General features: G+C 63.5%; 21 protein-coding genes and 1 tRNA gene. 19 read left to right on the top strand and 3 right to left on the bottom strand.

Annotation, left to right across the window (positions count from 1 at the left end; all coding sequences use genetic code 11):
• The first annotated feature begins 40 nt into the window (after positions 1-40).
• The 6 genes from WKV53_RS23325 (at position 41) to WKV53_RS23300 (ending at position 6,583) form a co-directional block, all read left to right on the top strand.
• A complete protein-coding gene (locus WKV53_RS23325; RefSeq protein WP_341407229.1) occupies positions 41-1,117 on the top strand; it encodes a M20/M25/M40 family metallo-hydrolase in 1,077 nt (358 codons plus the stop codon).
• Positions 1,114-3,072, top strand: coding sequence for a nuclear transport factor 2 family protein (locus WKV53_RS23320; protein ID WP_341407228.1), 1,959 nt, complete (start codon positions 1,114-1,116; stop codon positions 3,070-3,072). Before WKV53_RS23325 ends, WKV53_RS23320 begins: the two co-directional genes overlap by 4 nt.
• Positions 3,069-4,016: an AAA family ATPase gene (locus WKV53_RS23315; RefSeq protein WP_341407227.1), complete on the top strand. Its 948-nt coding sequence runs from the start codon at positions 3,069-3,071 to the stop codon at positions 4,014-4,016. The genes WKV53_RS23320 and WKV53_RS23315 overlap by 4 nt, the downstream gene beginning before the upstream one ends.
• Positions 4,017-4,104: 88 nt before the next feature.
• Positions 4,105-5,094, top strand: a complete 990-nt coding sequence (gene hflK / locus WKV53_RS23310; RefSeq protein WP_341407226.1) for an FtsH protease activity modulator HflK — start codon at positions 4,105-4,107, stop codon at positions 5,092-5,094.
• An 11-nt stretch (positions 5,095-5,105) separates the two neighbouring features.
• Positions 5,106-6,092, top strand: coding sequence for a protease modulator HflC (hflC, locus tag WKV53_RS23305; RefSeq protein WP_341407225.1), 987 nt, complete (start codon positions 5,106-5,108; stop codon positions 6,090-6,092).
• A gap of 71 nt (positions 6,093-6,163) precedes the next feature.
• Complete coding sequence (locus tag WKV53_RS23300) at positions 6,164-6,583, top strand: hypothetical protein (RefSeq protein WP_341407224.1); 420 nt, start codon at positions 6,164-6,166, stop codon at positions 6,581-6,583.
• Between the two features lie 7 nt (positions 6,584-6,590).
• Here the strand turns inward: WKV53_RS23300 and WKV53_RS23295 are convergent, their stop codons facing one another.
• Positions 6,591-7,652 (bottom strand): sialidase family protein, encoded by a 1,062-nt coding sequence (locus WKV53_RS23295; protein WP_341407223.1) that lies wholly within the window; start codon positions 7,650-7,652, stop codon positions 6,591-6,593.
• Between the two features lie 189 nt (positions 7,653-7,841).
• On the opposite strand from WKV53_RS23295, the gene WKV53_RS23290 reads away from it, so the two are divergent.
• The 8 genes from WKV53_RS23290 (at position 7,842) to WKV53_RS23255 (ending at position 14,482) form a co-directional block, all read left to right on the top strand.
• Complete coding sequence (locus tag WKV53_RS23290; protein WP_341407222.1) at positions 7,842-10,010, top strand: PQQ-dependent sugar dehydrogenase; 2,169 nt, start codon at positions 7,842-7,844, stop codon at positions 10,008-10,010.
• A gap of 180 nt (positions 10,011-10,190) precedes the next feature.
• The gene (locus WKV53_RS23285) at positions 10,191-10,709 is read left to right on the top strand and encodes an EF-hand domain-containing protein (RefSeq protein ID WP_341407221.1); all 519 of its coding nucleotides are present in this window, start codon (positions 10,191-10,193) and stop codon (positions 10,707-10,709) included.
• A 60-nt stretch (positions 10,710-10,769) separates the two neighbouring features.
• Positions 10,770-11,753, top strand: coding sequence for a hypothetical protein (locus tag WKV53_RS23280; protein WP_341407220.1), 984 nt, complete (start codon positions 10,770-10,772; stop codon positions 11,751-11,753).
• Positions 11,750-12,454 carry an RNA polymerase sigma factor gene (locus tag WKV53_RS23275; protein WP_341407219.1) on the top strand — a complete coding sequence of 235 codons (705 nt, stop codon included), beginning with the start codon at positions 11,750-11,752 and terminating at the stop codon, positions 12,452-12,454. The genes WKV53_RS23280 and WKV53_RS23275 overlap by 4 nt, the downstream gene beginning before the upstream one ends.
• Entirely contained in the window at positions 12,451-12,747 is a 297-nt protein-coding gene (locus WKV53_RS23270) for a hypothetical protein (RefSeq protein WP_341407218.1), read from the top strand. Before WKV53_RS23275 ends, WKV53_RS23270 begins: the two co-directional genes overlap by 4 nt.
• Positions 12,744-13,133, top strand: coding sequence for a hypothetical protein (locus tag WKV53_RS23265; RefSeq protein WP_341407217.1), 390 nt, complete (start codon positions 12,744-12,746; stop codon positions 13,131-13,133). The genes WKV53_RS23270 and WKV53_RS23265 overlap by 4 nt, the downstream gene beginning before the upstream one ends.
• A gap of 47 nt (positions 13,134-13,180) precedes the next feature.
• Entirely contained in the window at positions 13,181-14,038 is an 858-nt protein-coding gene (locus tag WKV53_RS23260) for a hypothetical protein (protein WP_341407216.1), read from the top strand.
• A 213-nt stretch (positions 14,039-14,251) separates the two neighbouring features.
• Positions 14,252-14,482 carry a hypothetical protein gene (locus WKV53_RS23255; protein ID WP_341407215.1) on the top strand — a complete coding sequence of 77 codons (231 nt, stop codon included), beginning with the start codon at positions 14,252-14,254 and terminating at the stop codon, positions 14,480-14,482.
• A gap of 249 nt (positions 14,483-14,731) precedes the next feature.
• Here WKV53_RS23255 and WKV53_RS23250 read toward each other — a convergent pair.
• Positions 14,732-14,817, bottom strand: a tRNA-Leu gene (locus WKV53_RS23250).
• A 78-nt stretch (positions 14,818-14,895) separates the two neighbouring features.
• Between WKV53_RS23250 and WKV53_RS23245 the strand changes: the two genes are divergently transcribed.
• The 5 genes from WKV53_RS23245 (at position 14,896) to WKV53_RS23225 (ending at position 21,520) form a co-directional block, all read left to right on the top strand.
• Positions 14,896-16,692 carry a cation:proton antiporter gene (locus tag WKV53_RS23245; RefSeq protein ID WP_341407214.1) on the top strand — a complete coding sequence of 599 codons (1,797 nt, stop codon included), beginning with the start codon at positions 14,896-14,898 and terminating at the stop codon, positions 16,690-16,692.
• 339 nt (positions 16,693-17,031) lie between these two features.
• The gene (locus WKV53_RS23240) at positions 17,032-18,522 is read left to right on the top strand and encodes a hypothetical protein (protein ID WP_341407213.1); all 1,491 of its coding nucleotides are present in this window, start codon (positions 17,032-17,034) and stop codon (positions 18,520-18,522) included.
• Between the two features lie 85 nt (positions 18,523-18,607).
• Positions 18,608-19,936 (top strand): hypothetical protein, encoded by a 1,329-nt coding sequence (locus WKV53_RS23235; RefSeq protein ID WP_341407212.1) that lies wholly within the window; start codon positions 18,608-18,610, stop codon positions 19,934-19,936.
• A 43-nt stretch (positions 19,937-19,979) separates the two neighbouring features.
• Positions 19,980-20,618, top strand: coding sequence for an NAD(P)H-binding protein (locus WKV53_RS23230; RefSeq protein WP_341407211.1), 639 nt, complete (start codon positions 19,980-19,982; stop codon positions 20,616-20,618).
• A 146-nt stretch (positions 20,619-20,764) separates the two neighbouring features.
• Positions 20,765-21,520: a 3-oxoacyl-ACP reductase family protein gene (locus WKV53_RS23225; protein ID WP_341407210.1), complete on the top strand. Its 756-nt coding sequence runs from the start codon at positions 20,765-20,767 to the stop codon at positions 21,518-21,520.
• A 69-nt stretch (positions 21,521-21,589) separates the two neighbouring features.
• Here WKV53_RS23225 and WKV53_RS23220 read toward each other — a convergent pair whose 3' ends face one another.
• Positions 21,590-25,669, bottom strand: coding sequence for a PVC-type heme-binding CxxCH protein (locus WKV53_RS23220; RefSeq protein ID WP_341407209.1), 4,080 nt, complete (start codon positions 25,667-25,669; stop codon positions 21,590-21,592).
• Positions 25,670-25,807: the final 138 nt, after the last annotated feature.

Raw genomic sequence — 25,807 nt, 5'->3', positions numbered from 1 at the left:
CCCCATTGCCCTCCGCCCCGGGCATGCTTGAATGGCCCGGATGACGAAAGACGACCGGGAGTTCCTTTTCACCCTCCTCAATACCCCCAGCCCCACCGGTTTCGAAATGCCCGGCCAACGGGTATGGGCGGACCACCTCCGGCCTTTCGCGACGGAAGTCGCCTGCGACGCCTACGGCTCCACCTGGGCCCGCCTCGAGGGAAAATCGCAGCACACCATCATGCTGGCCGCCCACGCCGACGAAATCGGCTACATGATCAAGACCATCCAGGGCGATGGCTTCATCCGTCTCGACCGCATCGGCGGCAGCGATGCGGCCACCGCCCGCGGACGCCGCATCATCTTCGCCGGCGACAAGGGCCCGGTCCTCGGCATCATCGGCAATACCGCCATCCACCTGCGCCGCGACAATGGCGGCGACGAAAAGGCCCCGCAGCCCCACGAACTCTGGGTGGACGTCGGAGCTTCCAGCGCCAAGGAAGTCGAAGCCCTCGGCCTCCGCGTCGGTCACCCGGGCGTCTACGAAGACGGCCCCGCCGAGCTCGCCCACAAGCGCATCATCAGCCGCGCGCTCGATAACCGCATCGGCGGCTACATCATCGCCCAAGTCCTCAAGCAGATCGCCAAGTCGAAGAAAAAGCCCGCCGTTACCCTGCTCTGCCTGAATGCCGTGCAGGAGGAAATCGGCGGCCACGGCGCGATGATGGCCACCTACCGCCACTTCCCCGGCGCCTGCGTTTGCCTCGATGTCACCCACGCCACCGACACCCCGGGCATCGACACCAACAAGTTCGGCGCCGTGAAACTGGGCGGCGGCCCCACCGTCTCCCACGGCACCGCGAATCACCCGCTGGTCGTGAAGCGCCTCATGGAAGTCGCCGCCGCCGGCAAGATCCCGGTCCAACACGAGTCGAGCAGCCGCTTCACCGGCACTGACACCGACAAGATTTTCCACATGCGCGAAGGCGTTCCGAGTGCGTTGGTATCCTTGCCGCTGCGCTGCATGCACTCGGTGGTCGAGACCGCCCACTTGGATGATATCCAGCGGACCATCGACCTCCTCGCCGGCTTCGTGCTGTCGCTGGGGCCGAAGGACACGTTCCATCAGTCTCTATGAAATACTGGCCCGCCGTGCTGACACTCGCGTGGACCGCGGCGGCTTCTGCCGCCGACGGGCCGGGCGATGCTGCGCTGTCATTCCTGCGCGGGCTGAAGGACGGCAATGCCATTTTGTCGGTAACCGACACCGCCGTCTCACCGGACGTTCCGGAAAAGGAGCGCGCGGACATCGCCGAAAAGCTCAACAAGCTTGGCCGCCATATCCGCCCGGAAGACCTGCGGGTGATCGATGAAAAGGAAGACGGTGACCTCGCCGCCGTGCTGGTGTCACAGGTCACCAACTACGACACCAGCAGCGTGCAAATCCACGCCGTGGGCATGGTGAAGAGCGCGGGCAAATGGCGCGCGGCACCGGTACCCTCGTCCTTCGACAGCACCGGCCTGAGTTTCCAGCCCGGCTTCCTCGCACGCGCCAAGCAGCTTGAGGACTGGATGCTCCGCGCTCGCGGCGAACAGTTCGTCCGGCTGAAGGACAATATCTTCTCCATGCTTTCCGACGAGATGCGGAAGGTGAAGAGCCCGGACGAACTCCACTCATCCACGCCGGAGAAACTGGCCACCGATTTCCTCACCGCGCTGCAAGGGCGCAACTTGCCGGTCGCCCTCGCCATCGCCGGCGGCCTCGAGGATCCCCGGCCAGCCGATTGGGAAGAAACCTTCCAAGCAATTTCCCGCTCGCTGCGGAGCCCGGAAATCCACCATGCGGGATGGCGCCTGCTGGCCGCACCGGACGCCCTGCGCGCCATCGTGCAGGCCGATCCGGATGGTGACGAACGACTGGTCAGCGTGGTCGCGCTCGATCCCGGCGACCTCGCCGCCCGCCCCCGGCCGAAGATCGTCCAGCTGCCCTTCGTCCGCTCGAAGTCAGGCCAGTGGCGCGTGCGCCTCCCGCAGGCATTGCTCAATCCCGTCATCCACAAGCCAAGCCCGGGCCAGGAGGAAGATGCCGAGGAAGCCGACCCCGACCTGCTCGCCCTCTTCCCCGGAAAACTCGCCGAAGCCTACGCGCCCATCCGCGAAGCCACCTCCCGTGCCGCCGCCGATGCCGTGCTCGCGGCCCTCCGCGCAAACTCGCTGGCAGCCCTTTGCCCGCTCCTCGATTTCACGGGGCAAGCCGAGGTTTCACTGGATGCCCTCGGCCGCACGGCACGCCTGTGGCAGCGCTTCCACCAGACGGACGATCTGGCCTCGCCGGTGCTCCTCGACATTCACGAGACCGGTGACGACGCAGCCGCGCTGGTCCAGGTCGTTTCCGGCAAGATGCCGGAGGAGCCGCGACTCGAAACGATTTTCCTTCACCGCAGCGAGGGCGGCTGGCGCGCCAATCCTGGCTTCTCCGGATCAGCGGCCCTTGCCCAGGTAAAGGACGGAGCCGCGATCGGCCAGTGGATCGCCGATGCCACCAAGGCCCGCACCGAGGATTGGTCCGCCGGTCTCTTGCAGCGCATCGGCGGCATCGCCGCAGACTCCGCTCCCTCCGAGGACGATGCGAAACGCACCGTCGAAGAATGGCGCAAGGCCATCGCCTCCGGTGACGTGGCCACCATGCTCACCCGGTCCGCTTGCTTCGACGACAAGGCGGGCAAGGACAAGCTGCTGCGCAATACCGGCTACGAGCTGCTCTCCCACCAGCAGGGAGAAATCCTCGGCGTGAACCGCGCCGGCCGCTGGACCGCGGTGACCGTGCGCGTGCCGCCCGCCACCGGCGATGACTCGGCCGATGCCTACGCCATGCACGTGGTCGCCGCCACACCCGCCGGACCCCGCGTCCTCGCGGAGCTGGACTTCTTCGACCCCCTGACCCGCTCGCGCGAGTTCCTCAACCGCCGCCTGTGGGACCGCGTCGCCGACCGCCTGCCGGATAGCGCGCGCGGTGAACTGGAGTCGATCTACGAGAAACATCGTACGCTTTCCGCCGCTGACCGCGAGCGCCGCCAGACACCCAAAGAATGAGCGATCTCACCTCCGCCCGCCAAACCGCCCGCCTCCTTGAAGATGCCGTCCGCACCGTGGTGCGCGGCCAGGACGCCGCCCTGCGCAATATCCTCGCTAGCCTCGCTGCCGGTGGCCACGTGCTTGTCGAAGACGTGCCCGGCACCGGTAAGACCACGCTCGCGAAGGCCATCGCCCGCGCGGTGGATGGTGCCGGCTTCAAGCGCGTGCAATTCACGCCCGACCTTCTCCCCGGCGATATTCTCGGCGTCTCGATCTTCGATCCCCGCACCCAGGAGTTCCGCTTCCGGCCCGGCCCGGTCTTCGCGGACATCTTGCTCGCGGATGAAATCAATCGCGCCTCGCCACGCACCCAGTCGGCACTGTTAGAAGCGATGGCCGAGCGTCAGGCCACGATCGATGGTGAGCGACATGACCTCAATGGCCTCTTCTTCGTCATCGCCACCCAGAACCCGGTCGAGTTCCGCGGCACCTATCCGCTGCCGGAAGCCCAGATGGACCGATTCATGGTGCAGAGCCGCCTCGGATACGTCACCCCGGAAGAAGAGCGCGCCATCCTCGCCGACCAGATCGACACCCATCCCGTCGATCGCCTCGACCCCGTGATCAATCGCAATGATCTCGTGAATCTGTTAGAGACCACCCGCACCGTGCGCATCAGCGATGAACTGCGCGGCTACATCGTCGACATCGTTTCCGCCACCCGCGGTCGCGATGATGTTCAGCTCGCCGCCAGCCCGCGCGCCTCGATCGCCCTCATGAAGATGGCGCAGGCCCTGTCCCTCTTCGAAGGCCGCGAATTCGTCGTGCCGGAAACCATCCAGACCGTCGCCGCCGACGTCATCGCCCACCGCATGGTCATCGCCCCGGAAGCCAAGCTCTCCGGCGTGACCGGCCGCCAGGTCGTGGCCGATATCTTGGAAGAGGTGCCAGTGCCGGTGTAAGACCCGGGAGGAAAGTAAGCCCGAGATTCCAGTCGATTCCGGCGGCCAGTTGGGGCCATATGGGAGTGCAACCGCTTTCCCCAATCCCATGCCCGGCCCTCCTCCCCTTTCCTCGGTCCGCTTTCCCAAGCCTCGTCTTGGCCTTTTCCTGTGGATCGCCTTCATTGTCCCGGTCGGGATTCTGCTGCTCACCGGGATCTTCTCCTCCTTCTACACGGTGAGCCCGGAATCGGTGGCGGTAGTACAACGCTTCGGGAAATTCCAGCACGTCGCCGAGCCCGGCCTGCATTTCAAGATCCCCTTCGGCGTCGATACCGCGACCGTCGTGCCCATCCGCCGGCAATTGAAACTCGAGTTCGGCTTCAATACCCCCGGAGCGACGAGCCGCGATCAACGCAGCGAGGATCCCCTGCTTGAGCGCGACATGGTCACCGGCGACCTCAATGCCGCCCAGGTGGAGTGGATCGTCCAATACGGCATCTCTGATCCGGAGAAATATCTCTTCAAGGTCCGCGACCCGGGACCGACCCTGCGCGACCTCACCGAAAGCACCATGCGTGAAGTGGTCGGCGACCGCACCGTCGATGAAGTGCTGACCATCGGCCGCACCGAAATCGAGACCGAGGCCTTGGTGAAGCTCCAGAAGCACGTCGAGCACATCGACATGGGCCTGCGTGTCGAGCAGATCCAGCTCAAGAACGTCAACCCGCCCGCCGAGGTGCAGCATTCCTTCGAGGACGTGAACCGCGCCCAACAGGAGCGCGAGCAGATGATCAACGAAGCCAACGGCCAGTACAACCAGGTCATCCCGAAGGCCCGCGGCATGGCCCAGCAGCGCATCTCCGGCGCCGAGGGCTACGCCGTCCGCCGCATCAATGAAGCCCAGGGCGACGTTGCCCGCTTCCAACAGCTCCTTCTTCAATACGACAAGGCGCCTGCCATCACCAAGCAACGCCTCTATCTTGAAACGATGAGCGAAGTGCTCCCGAAACTCGGCAACAAGGTGATCATCGACGAGGACGCCAAGCAATTCCTCCCGCTCATGAACCTCAACCAAGGCGTCGCCCCGGCCCGCTGAAATCGCACGCCATGAAACGCCCCATCCTCATCCTCGGCATCGCCGGCGTCGTCTTCACCTACTTGCTCCTCAGCGGCAGCATGTACACCGTCAGCGAAACCGAACAGATCTTCGTCACCGAATTCGGCAAGCCCGTCGGCGCGCCGATCAATGCCGACCCGGCGAAAAACGAAGCCGGCCTGCATTTCAAGAAGCCCTTCATCCAGGATGTCAATCGCATCGAGAAGCGCATCCTCGAATGGGACGGCCCATCGACCGAAATGCCCACCCGCGACAAGCTCTACATCTCCGTCGACAACTTCGCCCGCTGGCGCATCTCCGATCCCAAGCTCTACTTCGAGAAGCTTCGCGACGAACGCAGCGCGCTCTCGCGGCTCGATGACATCATCGGCAGCGAGACCCGTGCCGTGATCGCCTCCCATGACCTCATCGAAGTCATTCGCACCGACAAGACGCGCCAACCCCAGCGCGATGAAGCACTGACCGCCGCCGACTCGAATCTCGGCGTGCTTCCTCCCATCCGCGATGGCCGCAGCGCCCTCGACGACCAGATCCTCAAGTCCGCCGCACCGAAGGTGAAGTCCTGGGGCATCGAACTCATCGACATCCAGTTCAAGCGCATCAACTACAAGGCGGGCGTCGTGGAAAAGATCTACGCCCGTATGGCTTCCGAGCGAAAGCAGATCGCCGACCGCTTCCGCTCCGAAGGTGCTGGTGAAGCCGCCAAAATCCTCGGCCGCAAGGAGCGCGATCTCCAACAGATCGAATCCGAAGCCTACCGCACGGAACAAGAAGTCCGCGGCAAGGCCGACGCCGAAGCCACCGGCATCTACGCCGCCGCCTACAACACCAGCCCCGCGGCCGCCGATTTCTATCAGTTCATGAAGACCTTGGAGACCTACCAAAGCACCCTCTCCAAGGACACCACCGCGATCTTCACCACGAACAGCGACCTGTTCCGCCTGCTGAAGAACTTGGAGCCGAAGAAACAGGAATGATCGTTCCTGCTTCCCGTTCGTTTTTACACGCAAGTTACAGTAGGGATGTTCCTTCCGTGGCATGCTCTGGCATGCCGCCTACTACCCTCGTCGCTTTTCTGACGCTGTTGGCCTTTGCACCGAATGCTATCGCGGAAGTCACGCAGCCGGAAAAGCTCGCCCAGCAAAGCATCGAGAAGCTACCCGACAAGGACGCACAGTGTTTGGCGGAAGCCTGCCGGATCACGGCGCTCATCAACGAGGACAGGTGGGAAGAGTTGGACAAGCTCTTCGGCCCCAGTGAAGCAGTGATTGCGGTATTGAAGCATTACGCGACTCTCAAGGACTGGCAGGGAATCGGAGCCTATCGCGGATTTCGAATCGAGCCGGAGAAACCTCGCGAGGTGATCTTCCGATTCGGCTTCGCTCCCAAATCCAATCCTCACGAAATCTGGATCAGCTTCATCGAGGGCGATCCATCCAAGCCCCGTTTGATGGTGCTCGGTTGGTAGCCGACTCTCAACGCAGCCTCTCGAAAAGCAGCGTCTTCCCCTCCCCCCTCGTGCCTTCCCACACGATGCACGCACCATTCTTCTCGCCGACGATACTCGCGAACTTCCCTCCCTCAGCGAACTTCTCGGCCGCCTCCTCCCCCTGCTTCATCATCAGGTTCCCACCCGATTCCCAAAGGATGACCGGCGTGTCGCCAGCAAAAGCCACCACCGGCTGGCTGGCATCCTCGCTCAAAAGCTTCTCCCGGTACGTATAAGAGCTGGCATAAACCGCCTTCTCGCGACGCCAGACCGCAAATCGTTGCCCCATGGGCGAGAAAGCCAGACCGCCGCCATCCATCGGGCAGCCCTCGATCTTCCAGGTTCCATCGCCAAGCTTCATACCCGGTGAGAAAGGCTGATCACCCTCGCGGAACGCCACGTGTAGGTCGCGCGACCCCTCCAGCGAATTCCGCCACATCACCGCGACCTGCCCCTTCGAGGAGATCGCCACGTTCGGCACGCAGCACGGGCAGATGCTGCCGCTCGGCGAGCTATAGACACTCTCTTCCGGCCCCCACGTCTTTCCCCCATCATGGGAAACGCGGTCCCGCTCCTCCATCCCGCCGGCACGCTTCGCTGCCCACGCCACCACGACATGGCCACGGCCGTCACTTGCGAGCGCGTGCATGCCTTCCCCCGCAGTGCCATCCTTGGAGTTGAGCGATTCGCCCTCCTGCCAGCTCTGGCCCTTGTCGGAAGAAGTCCACGTATGGAAATTCCCATCCGCATGCGAGATAGCGGTGACCAGCACCAGCCCGTCACTCACCGCCACCCGCGGACCACGCCGCCTGCCAAGCGCCAGCTTCTCCAGCTCCCCCACCTTCACCGGCGCGGAGAACTTCCGGCCATCCGCCGAGGCCGTATGATACACCGCATTGCCCTTGCCGAAGACAACATGGATGTCCCCCGCCACCCCGACCGCGAGCTGCGGCTGGATCGCATCCCGCAACTCGGGCGTCACCAGCTCGACAGGCTCGGCGAACAAGGCCGCCGACAGGAAAACCAACAGAACACACGCAAACCTCATGCCCGTATTTCATCACCAGCCCCCGGATGCGTCAACGGACTCGACTGGCCCCCTCCCGAGGCCCCTGCGCGCCCTCCCAAGGCCATCTTTTTTCGCTTGGGCCCCGGCCGCCTGAAACGTTTTATTAGCTGAGAAAGTATCGCCTCCCACCAAATCCTTCCGCCCCGTTAGCCCAGTCCGAACCCTCGCATGAGCTCGTCACTCACCCTTCGCTCCGTCCTCCTCTCCGGCCTCGCCATCACCTGCACCCCGGCCGCCGAAATCCAGAGCACCACCATCGTCGATAACCTCCGCGACCCGATGGAAATCACCCTCGTTCCAAATGGCGACATCATCGTCATCGAGCGCGAGGGCCGGGTGCTGCGCGTTCGCCCATCCACCGGCGGCGTCTTCGAAATCGGCGAGGTGCCAGTGACCGCCTTGCGCGAAGCCGACCGCAATTCGCCATGGGCCCGCGAGGACGGTCTGCTCGGCGTGACCCTCGATCCAGCCTTCGCCAAGAATCGCCGCCTCTACCTCTACTACAGCCATCCCAAGGAGATGCTGAACCGCCTCTCCCGCTTCGAGCTGAAGGATGGAAAGCTCGACCTCTCCTCGGAGAAGGTCCTGCTCGATATCCCCACCGACCGCCGCGACCGGGTCTGCCACCACGGCGGCTCGCTCACCTTCAGTCCGGATGGCCTCCTCTACCTCAGCACCGGCGACAATACGAACCCCTTCGAGAGCGATGGCTTCGCGCCCATGGATGACCGCGATGGCCACGAGCACGCCGACTCGATGCGCAGCGCCGGCAATACCAATGACCTCCGCGGCAAGATCCTCCGCATCAAGCCCACCGAAAACGGCTACGAGATCCCGAAGGGCAATCTCTTCCCACCCGGCACCGCAAAGACCCGCCCCGAGATCTACGTGATGGGTTGCCGCAATCCCTTCCGCATCTCCATCGACCCGAAAACCCGCGTACTCTACTGGGGAGAAGTCGGCCCCGACGCCGGCAACGAAGGCTCCAAGGGTCCCCGCGGTCACGATGAAGTGAACCAGGCCAAGCAAGCCGGCAACTTCGGCTGGCCCTTCGTCATCGCCGACAACAAGCCCTACGCCATCGTCGACTTCAATACCGGCAAGCCCGGCGAAATCACCGACCCCGCCAAGCCGAAGAACCCCAGCATCCGCAATACCGGCCTCGTCGACCTGCCACCGGCCCAGAAGGCCTTCATCTGGTATCCCTATGCGGACAGCCCCGAGTTCCCCGTCATGGGCAGCGGTGGCCGCAATGCGATGGCCGGCCCCGTCTTCTACTATGATGCTCGTAGAAAGTTCAATCTCCTCGGCAAGGAGGATGACCACTCGCTGCTGACCTACGATTGGGCCCGCAGCAAGATGTGGAAGGCCAAGCTCGGCCGCGAGGAGAAGCTCGAAAAGCTCGAGCCCGTCATGGACAAGCTGAAGCACCCGATGGACCTCGAGATGGCCGCGGATGGCACCCTCTGGCTGCTCGAATACGGCGGCGACTGGTACTTCAACAAGGACGGCCGCATCCGCAGCTTCCACGCCGCCGATGGCAACCAGCCTCCCACGATCACCGTCGCCACCAGCGGCACCACCTACACCGCCACCGCCAGCGACCCTGACAACGACCGCGTGACCATCGAGTGGTGGCTCACCCAGGGCGTCAACGAAACCAAGGTCGGCACCGGCACCTCCGTCACCCTGACCAGCAGCGGCTCCGAACTCCGCGCCGTCGCCACCGATGCGAAAGGCGCCATCGCGATCGCCCGTGTCCCCCTTGAAGCGGAAAAGACGCTACCACCCCTCACCCTCGATCTCACCGGCAAGCCCGACAAGCTCGGCTTCGACGAAGAAGTCCCCTTCACCGTCAAAGGCGCCGCCGATCCCTCGAAGATCGTCGTCCGCGCCCGCTACATCCCCCCCACCGGCCACGACGCCGGCGGCCCCCAGTTCTCCTCCGACATCGAGAAGCTGGTCACCTCCCGCCAATGCTTCGCCTGCCATCAGGTCGACAAGACCTCCGTCGGCCCCGCCTATCTCGACGTCGCCATGAAATACCGCGGCAAACCCGACGAGGCCGCCCGCCTGCAAGCCAAGGTCAAAACCGGCGGCGGCGGCGTCTGGGGCGAGGTCCCCATGCCTCCCCAGGTCGCCGTGTCGGATGCCGAAGGTGAAACCATCATCCGCGCCATCCTCGCCCTCGCCCAGGGCATGGCCGAAACCCGCGGCACCGACTCCGGCAAGCTCCACCTCTCGCCGGTTGGCAGCGCCCAGCCGGGCGGTGCCTGGGAAATCACCGCCGAAGCCGCCGGCTACACCGCCGCCCGCACGCGGGTGCCTGCGAAGTAAATCCCGGCCCCCGGATTCAGGCCGGCTCCCACCGCCGGACCCTACGCATGCTCGGCATTGCCTTGCGGCCCCCCATCCCCTATCCTGCGGGCCGGTATGGACCCCGGTTTGCGCCCTGCATCGTTGGAAACCGATGCCCCGCCAGACGGCCATTCTCGAAAGCTGTCCCCGCATTCAATCATGAAAACTCCACTCTTCCCGTGGCTTGTTCTCGCCGGAGTTTGCGTCGCCGTGCCACCGGGCATGACGACCTCCACCGCCGCGTTCCTCGATGTGAATGGAGACGGGAACATCTCCGAATTGGAGCGCCAGGCATACGATGAGGCCCGCAATAGCTCCCGCGGCCAGGGCAACAAGATCTGGGACACGAATGGCGATGGACAGGTCGATGAGACCGAGCGTCAGGCCGCGGTCGTGGAATTGAAGAACCGCATGGACCAGAAGGTCGCATCCCTCTTCCTCGATCTGGCCGGTGATGATCAGCTCCTCACGTTGGAAGAGTTCTCCACCCTGCCGAGATACAGCCACGTCCCTCCGCACGTCCCCGCGAACCACTTCAACCACATGGATGAGAATGAGGATGGCTTCGTGACCCTCGAGGAATTCTTCAAGGGAACCGGCCGCGGAAAACCTCCGGCACCGCCAGGCCAGACCAAGGACAAGTCAGACAAGGATCCCAAATCCACCACTTCACCCTGAATCCCCGCCAGGATGAATCCCACCCAGCGTTGCTTTTGGCGAAGCCCGGCTAACTGACTTGTGAAGCGCCCTCTCCTCACTGCCGCCCAAGCGGTCTTCCTCCTCTCGACGTCGATCCTGACGCCGGTGTCGGAGGCGGGCACGCTGTATTCCACGCAGTTCGAGGAGTTCACCGTGGGCAACAACAAGTGGGGCGGCAGCAACAGTTGGGTCTCCACCAATTCGGTCAACGCAGTGCAAGGGATCGCCCAGAATGCAGTGGCCGATCTGCCCTTGGGAAAGACCGCCTGGCTGGGCTATGCCTCGCCGAATAGTGCAACCACTCTGGTCTACCGCCCGGTCAATTTCAATCCCGTCACCACCGGCTTCCCGGAGGTGCAGTTCGATTCCCTGCTGGGAGTGCAAGACTCCACCAATTCGAAACGCGACCGCTTCTACATCTCGTTCTACAACATCGCGGGCACCTTCCTCGCCGCAGTGGTCTTCGACAACACCTCCGGGAAAGTCATGACCGACGACGGCGTCACCGTCCGCGACACCGGCATCGCCTTCCTGCGCGGCGACCAGTTGTTAGGCATCGCCGCCCTCCAGACGCTGAGTGTTTCGATCAATTTCACCAAGAACGTGTGGTCCGCGGAATTGGATTCCATACCGCTTTTCAGTCAGAAATTCACCTCCGTCTCGGCCGCGATGAATCTCGGACCCGTCGCCGCCGAGTGGGAGATCGCGGCCGGTTCTCCTGGCCAGGCCGGGGACAACTGGCTGCTCGTCGCGGATTGGCTGGTGGCCTCCATCCCGCCGGAGCCCTTTGCCTTGGAGAGCGTCACCAAGCCGTCCAGTGGAGGCAGCCTGCTCCGGTGGCCTGCCCATACCGGCTTCGACTATCAGGTCCAGTGCTCCGACGATCTCAAGTCGTGGAGCAATGCCCTGACCGGATCACGCTTCGCCGCGAACAAGATCACCGCCTCCCTTTCCTTCACCGATACCACCTCGCCCGCGCCGGCCCATCGTTACTACCGCGTGCAACGCACGCCCACCCCATGAGCGGCTACCTCCATAGCGGACGGATCGAGCACGGGCTCTGGGCGACCCCGGAGGTCTTCGGCCACGCGCCGCAGGCAGGTGCCTGCCCGGCACCGGGCATGGCCGCCCCGGTCAATGACGCCGCTTCATCCCAGGAGCCATCGATGGCCCTGCTGGAAGCGGCGCGCAGGGGCGAAGAAGCCGCGGGCAAGGAAATCGTCACTCTCCTCCATCCCCTGGTAGCGCGCCTCGTCAGCCGCCAGATCCGCCGGAATGCGGATCTGGAAGACGTCCTCCAGGAAGTCTTCATCAAGGTCTTCGTGAAGATGCACCAGTACCGGGGCCCGCAGCCTTTCAGTCACTGGGTTAGCCGCCTCGCGGTCACCACCTGCTACGATTGGCTGCGCCGTCAGAAGGCCCGCCCCGCCGTCATGGCGAGCGATCTAACGGACGCCGAGCGCATCGCCCTCGAGCACATCCAATCCCAGGCGGAAGATCACGGCGGCAATGATGACCCGGATCTGGTGTCCGGCCTTCTCGACCGCCTCATCGCCGCACTGAAGCCCCACGAACAAATCGTCATCCGTCTGCTCGACCTGGAAGAGCGCTCGGTCGCCGAGATCTCCGCATTGACCGGCTGGGGCCAATCAAAGGTCAAGGTGACCGCCTTCCGCGCCCGCAAGAAACTCAACACATTGCTCAAACAACTCGAATCGCCATGAAGCCCGATACCCCGCCATCCTGGCAGAAGCTCGCGGCCGCCGGCCGGCAAAAGCTCCGCCGCACGATGACCGAGTCGGCCTCAGGAGCCGCACCGGAAGACAATCCCATCGGCTGGCTGCCTGAGCTCGGCGCTCAGGTTCATGCCGGCTTCCTGCGCCAGATCTGGCGCCGCTGGACCGTGGCCGGTCTGGCCGTTTTGGCAGGCATCCTCGCTTGGCTCTTGTTGGCGGACCGCCTGACGCCTTCGAGCCATCTTCCTTCCCCACGAATCCCGATCCCTGAAGCACCATGAAGCCAAGTTTCCGCGATCATCTCGTGATCCTTCTCGCCCTCGCGACCGTCTTCGCCTGCGGCTTCGGCGTCGGCCAGATTCAGGGCAAGAAAGCCTCTGCGCCCAAGCCCGAGGTCTCTGCCCATTGGGAAGAAGAGACGCTCTCGCTCCTGAAGCACTCGCTCGACCTCGCACCCCAGGAGCAAGTCTCCGTGGAGCGTGAGATCCAGCGCGCGGCCACGCGCATCCGCCTCAAGCGCGACGAAACCATTCTCAGTTATCACGAACAAATCTCCGAGCTCTACGGACGGCTCATCGAGGAACTCGATGGCCCGAATGCCGCGAAGCTGAAGAAGGAGAAGCAAAGCCTGGATGAGAAGATCCAGAAACTCCGCCCGCAGACCTGACTGACGTCACGATGGTCCACCGCCTTCCATTCATAACCGGAGTCGTCATGCTGGTGCTAGCCGGCACGGTGACCTTCGTCGTCACCCATGGTGACGCGGCCGGCGGCATGGAAGCGGGAACATCGCGGACGAATCGCGGCAAGAGCGCGAAGGAAGAATTCGCCACCTCCGGTGCCTGGCAACCGGAATCCCAGGCAAGCGGTGCCCGTTCGGCGGGTTCTGGCAAGTCCAGCCGTCCCAATCGTCCGCGAGCAGACCGGAACACGCCTTCTGGACCAGCCGCAGCCGAGCTGCGGACGGACTTGAAGGTTCAGGTCAAACCCGGCCACCCGCGGCATGACGAACTCCTGGCCAGTGCCAGCCGGGTCGAAGCCCATGCGCTCCGGCAATTGGCAAAACTCACGGGCGAGCTCGACCTGACGTCTGACCAGCAGACACGCATCTTCCCCATCCTGGTCCGGGGCGCCCAGTCCTACGACCCGGGCATGCAGATCGTCGATGGCCGCGGCAGCAACGGCAGCTCCAAGCCAGCCAGCGAAAACATCGCCGACGCAAAGCCTGCCGCTGATACCAAGCCCCTGGACTCGAAGCAACAGCAAGAGGCGCTGCAAGAGCAACTCGACCTGCCACAAGCCAACGCGCTGGCAAACCTCTCCTCCAGCGACCTCATGATCTGGGAAGAGCTCATCGACGACCTCACCCGGCAATTGGATCAGGCCACGCCTGGCCAAGTGGCCGAGGTCACGCCGGTTCCCACCCAGGCCCCTGCTTCCACACCGTCAGTCGATCCCGGACAGCCGGCGACCGGAGCAGGCGACTCTCCAGCCACACCAGCGGCCGATCCCCCCACCCCGCCCGAGTCACACGGCGGACGGAACCTTTTCGATCTGATCCCTGCCGAATAACGGAAGCCCGGCTTGCCGCTCTCGCGGAGCCGCCCGTTTTGCTTGAGCGAACTCTTTCCGGCCTAAACCGGACCCTACCCGGGAAATCTCCCGAATTCCGGCGCACCTTGTAACCGCCGGATATCCCGCTGCGTCGAACCTTTTGAGGGCGGCCTCCCAGGCAACCGAACCCGACGCCCAAATCGCATACTTTCCCTTCCTATGTACCAGACCATGCGTGAGATATACTTGGGATCCATTCGCGGAGAACGTGGATCGGATCATCATTATATCCTGGTGACGGACGAGGGCGAAAAGTGCCGCGTCCGGAAAGTGACCGTCTTTGCCGAGTCTTGCGCCTCCGACCGCGTGAAGGAAATCCCGGAAGCCGAGTACGCCTCCCACTCCATCAACGGCAAGAACCTCGCCGACCTCGTCCGCCGCGCCCTGCGGTCGCTGGTCTGAAACCAAAAGCCCCCCCGGGCCTCAACATTCCCCGCTACCCTATCCCTGCCCGGGCGGCCACGGTCTTGCGATCGACCTCCTCGCCCGCCAGCGCCTGCAGCAATTGACTTGCTCCGCGATAAAGACCTCACCAAGGCGACCCGCGCTGAGAATCTAGTAAAGGTCGGCTCGGATCACGCCGCCCAGATCTCCGCCACATCTCTAACGGGCATTTCGACGGCGAGGTAACGCCGCTCTGGAGATCATCAGTGCCACCGGCCGGACTCGAACCGGCACGGGAGTTACCTCCCAACGGATTTTAAGTCCGCGGCGTCTACCGATTCCGCCACGGTGGCATCGCCCGCTTCCGGGGAACGCGGGCGACTATGGGCCGGGCCGCGGAGCCGTCGAGCCGGAATGCGCTTTGGTGACGCATGGCCGTGACGCAAAGCTTCCCTCCGCGCCGTGCATCGGAAATGCTGGAGGCGATGCCCGTGCCTTGGATCGATCAACTCCCTCTCGCCGCCGGTGGCTCCAGCGTGACGCCGTTTTTCGGCATGCTGGCCATGGTGCTGGTGCTGGCAGTCTTCGTCTCGCTGGCCTTGGTGAAGCTGCGCCAGAGCTTGCTCGTCGGCTATTTCCTCTGCGGCGTGTTGATTGCCAATAGCGGGGTGCTGCTTCTGGTCGGCATCGGCCCGCAGGACCCCACGATCGCGAACCTCGGCGAGCTCGGTGTGATCCTGCTGATGTTCACCCTCGGCCTGGAGTTCTCCGTCGAGGAATTCCGCCATCTCTGGCGCCTGTCGCTTTTCGGGGGAGGACTCCAGGTCGCACTCACCGCCCTCATCGCCGGCGGAGTCTCCCGATTCACCGGCCTGCCGTGGCCGGAAACCATCGTCATGTCGGTGGCCATCGCCCTCAGCTCCACCGCCGTGGCCATGAAGTCCTTCCAGGAAATCGGCCAGCCGAATAACCCCGGTGCCCGCTTCTCGCTGGGCGTCGCGCTTTTCCAAGACCTCCTCGTCATCCTCTTCATGCTGATGCTGCCGGCGATCTACGGCACCGGCACGGGATCCACGGTGGGCAATATCGCGTGGGCCATCGGAAAAGGCGTCCTGTTCCTCGGCGGAGCGGTACTGCTCGGCCGCTACGGCAATACCCCCCTCCTCCACGCCGTCGCCCGCACCCGCAGCCGCGAGCTCTTCACGCTGACCATCATCGGCACCTGCGCCGCAGTCGCGTTGGCAGGCGAAGCCCTGCAGCTCAGCCTCGCCCTCGGGGCCTTTGCCGCGGGCCTCGTGCTCAGCGAGTCGATCTACTCGCACCGCATCATGGCGGACATCCTGCCGTTCAAGGACCTGTTCCTCACAATCTTCTTCGTCTCGGTCGGCCTCATGATCGACCTCGGTGCGCTGGCTCACCAGTGGGCCTTCGTCCTGCTCGGGACCATCCTCATCCTCTCGGTGAAGGGCGGCATCGTCTTCGCCGTGACCAAGATCATGAAGGTGCCGCTGCGGCCCGCCCTCTTGGCCACCGCCAGCTTGGCGAGCACGGGGGAATTCTCACTCGTGCTGGTAAAAAAAGCCGGCGGCTTCCGGCTCTTCGATCCCGGCGTCGAGCAGCTCCTGCTCGCCTGCACCGCTGTCACCATGGGCCTCGTCCCCTCCCTGATGCGCGGCGCGGGACCGCTCGGCCGTTGGCTGGAAAGCAAGGGCCTCAAGTCCTCGTCCCGGCCCGCGCCCGACATGGCCCCCACCGCCGCCGTCCGCAAAATCGCCGACCACGCCATCATCTGCGGCTACGGCCCGGTCGGCCTGAGCCTCAATGAAGCCATGCGCCGCTGCGACATCCCCACGCTGGTGATGGAGCTGAATGCCGACACCGTCCGCGAGCTCAAGGCCGCCGGCCAGCCGGTGCTCTTCGCGGATGCAGCCCATCCGGAGGCACTCGATCTCGCCGGCATCGAGCGCGCGCGCTTCGTCGCCTTCACCTTCCCTTCCGTCGCCATCACCCTCGCCGCCCTGCCGCTGGTCCGTGAAAAGAATCCCGGCATCCTCATCTTCGCCCGCGCCAAGTTCCAGACCGAGGTCGACCAACTCCGCGCCCACGACGTGCAGGTCATTCATGACGAGCGCGAAACCTCCATCGCGATGATCGAAAACGCGATGGGAGCTTACCAGCGAGCCGATCTGTCGCACGATGCCGTGCTCGCAATTGTGGACCGCAAGTGATCGCCCCAATTCGATTTACGGCGTTCATGTCTACCTCAATTCACCGACTTTTGTGACGATTTTTCCATAACGTTGGGAGAGACTTGGCACGCCTACCGCTTAATTTGAACCCACATAGGTTGTGGCGAGCGGTTGGTTTCTTGGGTTTCACCTTCCAGTTTGTAGCAACCGTTCAGAACACGGCCGGCACGGGGTTTCTTGGGTTTACCCCCGTGCCGGCCGTGAGTTTTGTACGGCGAAAGCAATCAGCCGCCCCCGAAGATCTCACCGGGCAACTTGCAGTATAAGGCGTTCTCGTCCAGAGTGCCGCTTGGTCTTCCCAAGCAGGCCATCTCCTTCATGAGCGGCGATTTCACACGGCGGGACTTCATCGGCACGGGCGCATTCGGTGGTCTCGGCTTTCTCGCAGGACTGCCGCGCGTTTCCGCCCAAGAGGCAAAGGTCGACCCATCCATCGTCCGCTTCCGCCCGGAGATCGAGCCCCTCGTCCGCCTGCTGGAAGACACTCCACGTGAACGGCTGCTGGAGGAAGTCGGCGCGAAGATCAAGGCCGGCACCACTCATCGGGAAATCGTCGCCGCCCTCTTGCTGGCCGGCATCCGCAATATCCAGCCACGCCCGGTCGGCTTCAAATTCCACGCCGTGCTGGTGGTGAATTCCGCCCACATTGCCAGCTTGAATGCCCCTGACTCGGACCGCTGGCTCCCGGTCTTTTGGGCACTTGATCAGTTCAAATCGTCACAGGACCGCGACAAACAGTCCGGCGATTGGACCATGGAGAGCGTCTTCGAGCCCGCCGTGCCCGCCTCGGATCGTGCCGCCGCGGCGTTCACGATGGGCATGGATTCGTGGGATGTCTCCTGCGCCGACACCGCCGCCGCCGCCCTCGCCCGCGGCGGCGATACCCAGGCAGCCTTCGATCTCTTCTGCCGCTACGGCGCGCGCGACTACCGGGATATCGGGCACAAGGCCATCTACGTCGCCAATTCCTGGCGACTTCTGCACCTCATCGGCTGGCAGCACGCCGAACCGGTCCTGCGTTCACTCTCCTACGCCCTGCTCGCGCACGATGAGGCGAACCCTGCCGAAAGCGACGAACTCGCCGATCGTCCCGGCCGCAAAAATCTCGAACGCCTCAAGGAACTCCGCGCCACTTGGAACGGCGGCGAAAACCGGCCCGAAGTCGCCGCCGACATGCTCGCCACCCTGCGCACCGGCACTTGGGACGAAACCTCGGCGAAGGTCGTCCAGCTCATCAATGCCGGTGCCAGCCCGCAACCAATCTGGGACGCCATGTTCCACGCCGCAGCCGAATTGCTGATGCGCCAGCCCGGCATCGTGGCGCTCCATGCTTCCACCACCACCAATGCGCTGCACTACGCCTTCCACCATGCCGCCAATGATGAGACGCGCCGCTTCCTGATGCTCCAGAATGCCTCCTTCCTCCCGCTCTTCCGTGACGATGCCGGAGCGAAGGAAGGCCCCCAGATCGATACCTTCGAGCCCGTGTCCGGCATCAAACCCGGCCCCGAAGCCGTGGAGGAAATCTTCTCCGGCCTCATGGGGGATCGTCCGCTCGCAGCACGCCGGACGCTCGCCTACCTCGATGCTGGCGGTGACCCCAAGGCCTTCGTCGATGCCGCCCAGCGTCTCATCTACATGAAGGGCACCGACTCCCACGACTACAAGTTCAGCGGCGCCGTCATCGAGGACTGGCAGACACTGTCGCCGGCATTCCGCCACCGCTTCCTCGCCGCGAGCGTGCATTGGCTGAAAGGATCATCGGCACCGGACTCCACCCTGGTGGCGAGGACGCGGGCTGCGCTGTGAAGATACGACGGCCATCGTACTTCACCGCTTTTTCACGCGCACCTCACGGCAAGTCCCCGCGTCTGCGGCGTTCTCAAGCGCACGCATGAAGAAGCTGGTCCTGCGCACCCTCGCCCTCCTGATCCTGATTCCCACGTTGGCCTTCGTGGTCTTCCCGTTCGCGAAGACATCATGGTATCTTCTCACGGATCGCGGCCTCCGCTCGGCGGTGCCTTCCACCTTCGCTTTCAATCTGCACGCCTCACTGTCCCGCCGCCTTCCCGGCTACGTGGACCGGCGCATTGCCTCCGGCATCGCGGAAAGCGTGCGCTCGAATCAGATCACCGCCACCGAGTCACCGGTCTACGGCGCCTTCTTCTACCTGCTGGCCACCGAGAATCTGCAAGCCCAGTGGGAGAAGGATCCATCTCTGGCAAAACGCCCGCCAAAGGAAACCGGCAAAAACGCCATCGAGGCTTGCGCCCGCATCATCCTCGATCCCGGCCACGCCTCGTGGGTGAAGAATTACTGGGGCGATGACTACCTCGACGACCCGAACTGCTTCTACCGCATGCTCGTGATCGGATCGCTCGCCGCCCACCACCATCTAACAGGTAAAACCGAGCACCTCCCTTTTCTCAAGCAACTCACCGACGATCTCGCCGCGGACATCGATGCCTCCGCCCATGGCCTGGTCGATGACTACCCCGGGCAATGCTTTCCCGCCGACGTCGTCGCAGGCATCGCCATGATCAAAAGAGCCGATACATCGCGCAGCGCTTGGGCGAAGCACGCCTTCCAACGCGTGATGGCAAACTTCGCCGGAGACCTGCCACCTTACATGGCCACGATAGAAAGCGGCGAAGCGTGGGGACCATCGCGCGGTTGCACCAATGGCTTCTTCTTTTCCTATGCCCGCGACCTCGATCCTGTGGCAGCCGATGCACTCTATCAGAAACTGGTGAGCGACTTCTGGCAGGTCGACAGCCTCGCGGCCGGCTGGCGCGAGTTCTCGCGCGGCTCGAAGCAACCCGACTTCTACATCGACGCCGACTCCGGCCCGGTGATTTGGGGCTTCGGCACCGGCGCCACCGGGCTCGGCATCGGCTCCACGCGCCTGCACGGAGATCATGAAAAAGCCGGCATGCTCGGTGCCGAAATGATCGCCGGAAGCATCCCGCTGCCGGATGGATCGCTGCTCTTGCCGCGATTGGTCTCCGATGTCGAACATGCACCCCATTTCGCCGAGACGGCCATCCTCCACCAACTCTCCCTGAACGGCGGCAGCGAACCCGTGAAACGCAGCCCCCTCACCGGCATCGTGTGGTTGATCCTCGGATTCGAATTCATCTTCTCGGTCCTGCTGCTGCGCTTGGTCAGGTGGCTGTTCAAGAAAGCACGGCCCAAATTGATCTGTCCTCCACTCCCGGCATGAACTAGGTGTTTGACCATTCAGGTTGCATGGGGCCCAGATGAACATGAAAGCGTTGATCATCGGAGCCACCGGCGCCACGGGCAAAGACCTCGTGAAGGTCTTGCTACAGGATCATGGCTACACGGAAGTGGTGGCCTTCGTGCGTCGTTCCAGCGGGCTGGAGCATCCAAAGTATTCAGAAGTCATCACCGACTTCGATAAACTCGAAGAGGTTTCCGAATCCATCAAAGGCGACGTCTGGTTTTCATGCCTTGGCACCACGCTCAAAGCCGCCGGCTCCAAGGAAAAGCAGTGGCAGATCGATCATGACATCCCCGCGAAGTTCGCCGCGATCGCCAAGCGGAATGGAGTTTCCCGGGCCGTGGTGGTGTCTGCTTACGGTGCATCCGCCACCAGCAAAGTGTTCTACTCCAAGCTGAAAGGCACACTCGACGAGCACATTGCCAATCTCGGCTTCGACCAATGCCTCATATTCAGACCGGGGTTCCTGCTCCGGAAGGACACCGACCGGGCCAGCGAACGCTTCACGGCCCACGTGTTGAAATTCGTGAATAGCCTCGGCCTCATCCGGAAGTTCCGGCCATTGCCCACCTCGATCCTCGCCGAGAAGCTGGCCAAGGCACCCGTCACATTCGGCCCCGGCAAGCACGTGATCGAGCTGGACCAAGTCTTCGGGGTCTAGCCCACGCCCTAACCGCTGCCATTCCAAATAAGCATGCCCAGCCAACGATCACGGCATTGGGCAAACCGGCAGCGGCATGTCATTCCTCTTCCACGGCTGACAACTCGCCGGAACGAACACCACCGACCCACCCCAGGACACACATCATGAAAACCGAATCGACCAACAAGCTCACCGGCAAGATCGCCCTCGTCACCGGAGCATCGCGCGGCATCGGCGCCGCCATCGCGAAACGCCTCGCCGCCGAAGGAGCCGCGGTCGCCATCACCTACAGCAGCTCTCCCGACCGCGCCGAAGCCGTCGTGAAGGAAATCGAATCAGCCGGCGGCAAAGCCATCGCCATCCAAGCGGACGCAGCCGATGCGGAAGCCGTGAAGCGCTCCGTGAACGACACCGTCAAGCAGCTCGGCGGCCTCGATATCCTCGTCAACAACGCCGGCATCGCCGTCATGGCTCCGCTCGACCAATTCTCCCTCGCCGACTACGACCGCCTCATGGCCATCAACGTCCGCGGCGTTTTTGTCGCCTCGCAGGAAGCGGCGAATCACATGAAGGAGGGCGGCCGCATCATCACCATCGGCAGCACGAATGCCGAGCGCATGCCCTTCGCCGGAGGCGGCGTCTATGCCGCGAGCAAGGCGGCAGTGGCTGGCCTGACCAAAGGTCTCGCCCGAGATCTCGGACCGCGCGGCATCACCGTGAACAACATCCAGCCCGGCCCGGTGGACACGGAATTGAACCCTGCGGACGGCCCCTTCGCTGAATCGCTCAAGGGCCTCATGGCACTGCCCCGCTACGGCACCGGCGATGAGATCGCTTCCTTTGTCGCTTACCTCGCAGGCCCGGAGTCCGCCTACATCACCGGTGCCAGCCTGCTGATCGACGGTGGCTTTGCTGCCTGAGATCCCGGCACGAAAAAGCCCGGCATCCTTGGGGAATGCCGGGCTTTGATCAATCGATCAGGCGTTTGATCACAGGCTCTTCAAATAGGCCGCAATGTCGGCGATGGACTGCGGGGTCAGGCCGAGCATGGCGGGGGTATACATCAGCGACTTCTCCATCTTCTTCACGCTCGCGATGCGCGACTTGGCGATGGTCTGCGTCTGGCCACCCAGGCACTTCACGATGATCGGGTCGCCTTCGCTGAGCACCATGCCCATGATGGTGATGCCATCCTTGGTCTTGATCTCGCTGCCGTCATAGCCGTGCGAAACATCCGCGGAGGGATTCGCGATCGCATTCACGATGACTTCCGTCGGCTGTTGCTTGCCGAAGCTCGTGAGGTCCGGGCCATACTCGACACCGGTGTCACCGATGTGGTGGCACATGTAGCAGGCGGCCACCGCGGTCTTGCCCTTGGCAGGGTCACCCTGCAGCTTCGCGATCTCGGCGGCGGGCGGCAGTTTCGGCGCATTCGCAGGCTCGGCCGGCATTTCCACGGCGGTCAGCTTCACGTTTGTAGGATCCTGGCCCATCGCCTTGAGGATGCCATCCACGTCGAAGGCCTTCCACAGGTTGCCCTTGCGGTTGTTCACCCACCAGTTCGCCAAGTCCTTCTGTTCAAAGCCCGCGGTGTTCGCGAGTTCGATCATCGCGGTGGCGGCCGCGGCGCTATTGGTAAAGCCGAGCGCGGTCAACGTGAGCTTCACTTGATCCGGGCTGACCTTCTTCGAAAGCGCGCGCGCTTTCTGGTCGGCCACGGCCTGCGGCGCATGCAAGCGCCAGGCGAGCCAGGCGAAGGCATCCGTCCACATCTCAGGGGAGGCAGTCACCTTGCTACGAAGGGCATCGTACACCGCGGCCTCCTTGTTGGAGCAGCCGAGGCCGAAGGCTTCAAGGTAGGCGCGGTCCTTGCCATCGAACTTCTCACCGATCGTCACCAGGAACGGCAGCGCCTTGTCCGCCGCCACCGGGCGCAGCGAGAGGGCGATCTCACGGCGCACCATCGGGGAAGGATCCGCCGCCATCTTCTCGGCCAGCTTCACGACATCACCACCGGCAGCGCGCACCGCACGGCAAGCGACCAGACGAGTCCGTGCATTGTCAGACGAAAGCAGATCCGCCACGACCTTCTCACCAGAAGGTCCGACCTGAGCGAGCAACCACACCGCACGAGCGGCAATGTAAGGATTCTTGTCGTTCAGCAACTCCACGAGCGCAGGCACCGCCTTGTCACCCTGGGCCTTCAGGCGAACGAAGCCGCTGTTGCGGACATTCACCGCCGGGCTCTTCAGCGCCGCGATCTGGCCTTCGGTCGTGTTCAGGTCGAACTTCGGCACCACCGGCTTGAAGCCCTTCGGCGCGATGCGATAGATCGTGCCCGAACCGGACTTGTCCATCGTGCCGTGACCGCCGACGCGCTGGTCGAACCAGTCGGCAACATAGAGCGCGCCATCGGGACCGACGGCCACGTCGGAAGGACGGAACAGCGTCTTGAGCTCACCGTTCGCCTTGCCGCCGAGGAAGTCGGAGCCGGCGAATTCCTTCTCCTTGTTAGACGTGAGGAAGTCGATGCGCTGGAGCTTGAAGCCCGCCCCCTCTGGCACCGGCAGGTAACCGAAGACCACGTTCTTGCCCGCTTCGCAAGCGAGCAACAGGCCCTGCCACTTGTCGCCAAGCGCACCGCTTTCATAGAAAGCGACACCGGTCGGCGAACCGCCGCCGTAGACATCGCCGGAAGGCATCGTGCCCGGATCTTCCTGGCGCCACTCGGCCGTCGGAACGTCTTGACCCGGGCGGCGATCCGCACCCCACGAGCGCTGGCCATCGGCAGACGAGAAGCCGGCATTGCCACCTTCCATCACCTCGGCCACGCGGCAGGCCGGCGGGTCGTCATTGTCGCTCTGGAACATGTCGCCGAATGAAGTCAGCGCCTGCTCATACGAGTTGCGATAATTGTGGCCCACGATGCGGGCATTGGTGCCGTCCGGATTCATTCGGACGGAGAAGCCGCCGACCCACACGTTGCCATCATCACTCGGCTTGCCGGCGATCGCCTTGGTATCCTGATACCAGGTGCCGCCACCATCCTTGTAGTAGCCGCTCCCCATGCGGAAGGTCTTGCCCGACTTGTCGGTGAAGATGCCGCCGGTGTTGCCGTTGTTGAAGTTCCACTGGCCATCGGGACCAGCCGTCACGCTGTGCAGCGAGTGGTCATGCTGGCGGGCATTGAAGCCGGTCAGCAGCACCTCGCGCTTGTCCACCGCGGGATCGAACTTCCGGTCGCCATTGACGTCCGTGTAAACGATCAGGTCCGGCGGCTGGGAAACGATCACCTTGTTCTCCAGCACTGCCACGCCGAGCGGCGACTCCAGGTTCTTGTCCTGCGTGAAGACCTCGCTGGTGTCGGCCTGGCCGTTGCCATCAGTGTCGGAAAGGATCACGATCCGGTCGCCTTCAGGCCGCGTGCCCGCAGCATGGCGGTAGTTCACGCCTTCGGCCACATACATCCGGCCCTCGGCATCGAAGTCGATGTTCGTCGGGTTCTTCAGCATCGGCGTGGTCGCCCACACGGTCACTTCCAGATTGTTGTCCGGCGTCGTGAACATCTCTTCCGGCACCATCGTGTCGCCCTGATCACCGGCCGCCGGCGGCTTCTCGGTGTAAACCGAGAATTTCACATCCGAACCCTGCGTCTTGCCGCCCTGGAACATCCCACCGTCATCCACACCCACCTTGGCGGTGAAGCCGCGCACGTTGGGCGGCAGTTGGTAAACGATCACCGATGAGGCATGCGTGCCGATGCCCTTGTCATAGGTCTTCTTGTCAACGGTCAGCGCGTCGCCATTGATGTTCTTGCCCACCTTCGCTTCGCCATAGCCTGTAGTTGCAGAGGTCCATTGCAGGTCGCCGAGGTCCTTCGAGGTGCCGTCCTTGAAATAGATCTTCGGCTCGATCCAGTCCGACCAATCGAAGCCCATGTCACCATTGTCGGAAACGACCAGGTAAAGTTCCTTCGCGTCCTCGATCTTCGCCTTGATCTCGTGCAGGCGCGCCGACTTCGCATTCATGTTCGGGCTCTCCGCGACCGGCTTGACCACGCCGCCCTTGCGAACCGTCGGGCTCTTGCCCGCGTTCTCGAACTTCCGCGGACCATCCTGCGGGAAAGCCGCCTCGCGCTTGGTATCGATCGGCGCGGTCGGGATCTTCTTGAACTCGCCCGGCTTCACCACGGTCAGGCGATCTGCCTTGCCCTTGTCATCGAGGTTCGCATTGAGCTCATCCTCGGTGAGCGGCTTCGACTTCACGCCGTCCTTTGGAACTTCCACGCCGGCGGTCCAGACGATCGCATTCAGCACCAGCGTGCGGAAGCCGTCGATCGACCAGTTGCGATGATAGTGGCCACCCGTGAAGCCGACCCCGCGGCCACCGCCGGGACGCTCGATGCCCCACATCAGCGCCTGCGGTTTGCCGAGCTCCTGAACACCATACGGGGTCCACAGGTTGATGTAGCGCTTGATCCTCTCACGGTCCGGCACAGCGGTCGCGAGATCGAGGACCTTGGACCGGTCGGCCATGAAACGGATGCTGTAGTAGAACTCGTCGTACGCCTCCACCAGCGAGCCGACGCCGCGCGACACCGGATGGTTCGGCAGCGGCTTGAGATCGGCGACCCAGTGCGGGTTGACTGAGAAGTCGGTTTCAAAGGCGCCACCGATCCACGGACGGTAGTACTTGTCCGCCTCCGCCTTGTCCGGATGCACCGCGTAGTGCATGAACATCAGGCCGACGCCACTCTTCGCCATCTGGTCGACCTTGTCCCAACCCTTGCCGACCACGCTGGTGCCATCGGCGTAGATGACCAGCGCCTTGGCGCCATCCAGCACCTTCTCGTCGGACGGCCAGCCGCTGTAGACCTCCGCCTGCACGTCGAGGCCGCTCTCATTGAGCTCCTTGGCCAGCAGCATGCAGCCGGCGCGGAATTCGTGCTCGCCCGGACCGTGGCTTTTGCCGCCGGCGAGGAAGACGATTTTGTTCGCGGCATGGGCCTGCGCCAGCATCAGCGCAGTGACAGCGAGGAAGCGGGCGAAGCCCGGCAAGGGTGGTTTCATCGGTTTCGGGCGGAAATAGTGGGTTTGGTCTACGGCAGACGTGAGGTCAGTCTTAATCGGTCTTGAGAAAAACGGGAAGCCTCCACGTTGAGGGTAGGCCGCGGGGAGAAATGTTCCCCCGGATAGGGAACCTGACAT

It is taken from the genome of Luteolibacter sp. Y139 (assembly GCF_038066715.1).
Lineage (GTDB): Bacteria > Verrucomicrobiota > Verrucomicrobiia > Verrucomicrobiales > Akkermansiaceae > Haloferula > Haloferula soli.
This window is presented reverse-complemented; position numbering and strand designations above follow the sequence as displayed.

What these genes read in the sequence shown, in the direction of transcription:
- WKV53_RS23270 (WP_341407218.1), top strand. Translation starts at nt 12,451, where the DNA reads ATGAAGCCCGATACCCCGCCATCCTGGCAGAAGCTCGCGGCCGCCGGC.
- WKV53_RS23230 (WP_341407211.1), top strand. Translation starts at nt 19,980, where the DNA reads ATGAAAGCGTTGATCATCGGAGCCACCGGCGCCACGGGCAAAGACCTC.
- WKV53_RS23315 (WP_341407227.1), top strand. Translation starts at nt 3,069, where the DNA reads ATGAGCGATCTCACCTCCGCCCGCCAAACCGCCCGCCTCCTTGAAGAT.
- WKV53_RS23240 (WP_341407213.1), top strand. Translation starts at nt 17,032, where the DNA reads ATGAGCGGCGATTTCACACGGCGGGACTTCATCGGCACGGGCGCATTC.
- WKV53_RS23265 (WP_341407217.1), top strand. Translation starts at nt 12,744, where the DNA reads ATGAAGCCAAGTTTCCGCGATCATCTCGTGATCCTTCTCGCCCTCGCG.
- WKV53_RS23225 (WP_341407210.1), top strand. Translation starts at nt 20,765, where the DNA reads ATGAAAACCGAATCGACCAACAAGCTCACCGGCAAGATCGCCCTCGTC.
- WKV53_RS23235 (WP_341407212.1), top strand. Translation starts at nt 18,608, where the DNA reads ATGAAGAAGCTGGTCCTGCGCACCCTCGCCCTCCTGATCCTGATTCCC.
- WKV53_RS23290 (WP_341407222.1), top strand. Translation starts at nt 7,842, where the DNA reads ATGAGCTCGTCACTCACCCTTCGCTCCGTCCTCCTCTCCGGCCTCGCC.
- WKV53_RS23285 (WP_341407221.1), top strand. Translation starts at nt 10,191, where the DNA reads ATGAAAACTCCACTCTTCCCGTGGCTTGTTCTCGCCGGAGTTTGCGTC.
- WKV53_RS23255 (WP_341407215.1), top strand. Translation starts at nt 14,252, where the DNA reads ATGCGTGAGATATACTTGGGATCCATTCGCGGAGAACGTGGATCGGAT.
- WKV53_RS23275 (WP_341407219.1), top strand. Translation starts at nt 11,750, where the DNA reads ATGAGCGGCTACCTCCATAGCGGACGGATCGAGCACGGGCTCTGGGCG.
- WKV53_RS23220 (WP_341407209.1), bottom strand. Translation starts at nt 25,669, where the DNA reads ATGAAACCACCCTTGCCGGGCTTCGCCCGCTTCCTCGCTGTCACTGCG.
- WKV53_RS23320 (WP_341407228.1), top strand. Translation starts at nt 1,114, where the DNA reads ATGAAATACTGGCCCGCCGTGCTGACACTCGCGTGGACCGCGGCGGCT.
- WKV53_RS23295 (WP_341407223.1), bottom strand. Translation starts at nt 7,652, where the DNA reads ATGAGGTTTGCGTGTGTTCTGTTGGTTTTCCTGTCGGCGGCCTTGTTC.
- WKV53_RS23245 (WP_341407214.1), top strand. Translation starts at nt 14,896, where the DNA reads ATGGCCGTGACGCAAAGCTTCCCTCCGCGCCGTGCATCGGAAATGCTG.
- hflC (WP_341407225.1), top strand. Translation starts at nt 5,106, where the DNA reads ATGAAACGCCCCATCCTCATCCTCGGCATCGCCGGCGTCGTCTTCACC.
- WKV53_RS23260 (WP_341407216.1), top strand. Translation starts at nt 13,181, where the DNA reads ATGCTGGTGCTAGCCGGCACGGTGACCTTCGTCGTCACCCATGGTGAC.
- hflK (WP_341407226.1), top strand. Translation starts at nt 4,105, where the DNA reads ATGCCCGGCCCTCCTCCCCTTTCCTCGGTCCGCTTTCCCAAGCCTCGT.
- WKV53_RS23325 (WP_341407229.1), top strand. Translation starts at nt 41, where the DNA reads ATGACGAAAGACGACCGGGAGTTCCTTTTCACCCTCCTCAATACCCCC.
- WKV53_RS23300 (WP_341407224.1), top strand. Translation starts at nt 6,164, where the DNA reads ATGCCGCCTACTACCCTCGTCGCTTTTCTGACGCTGTTGGCCTTTGCA.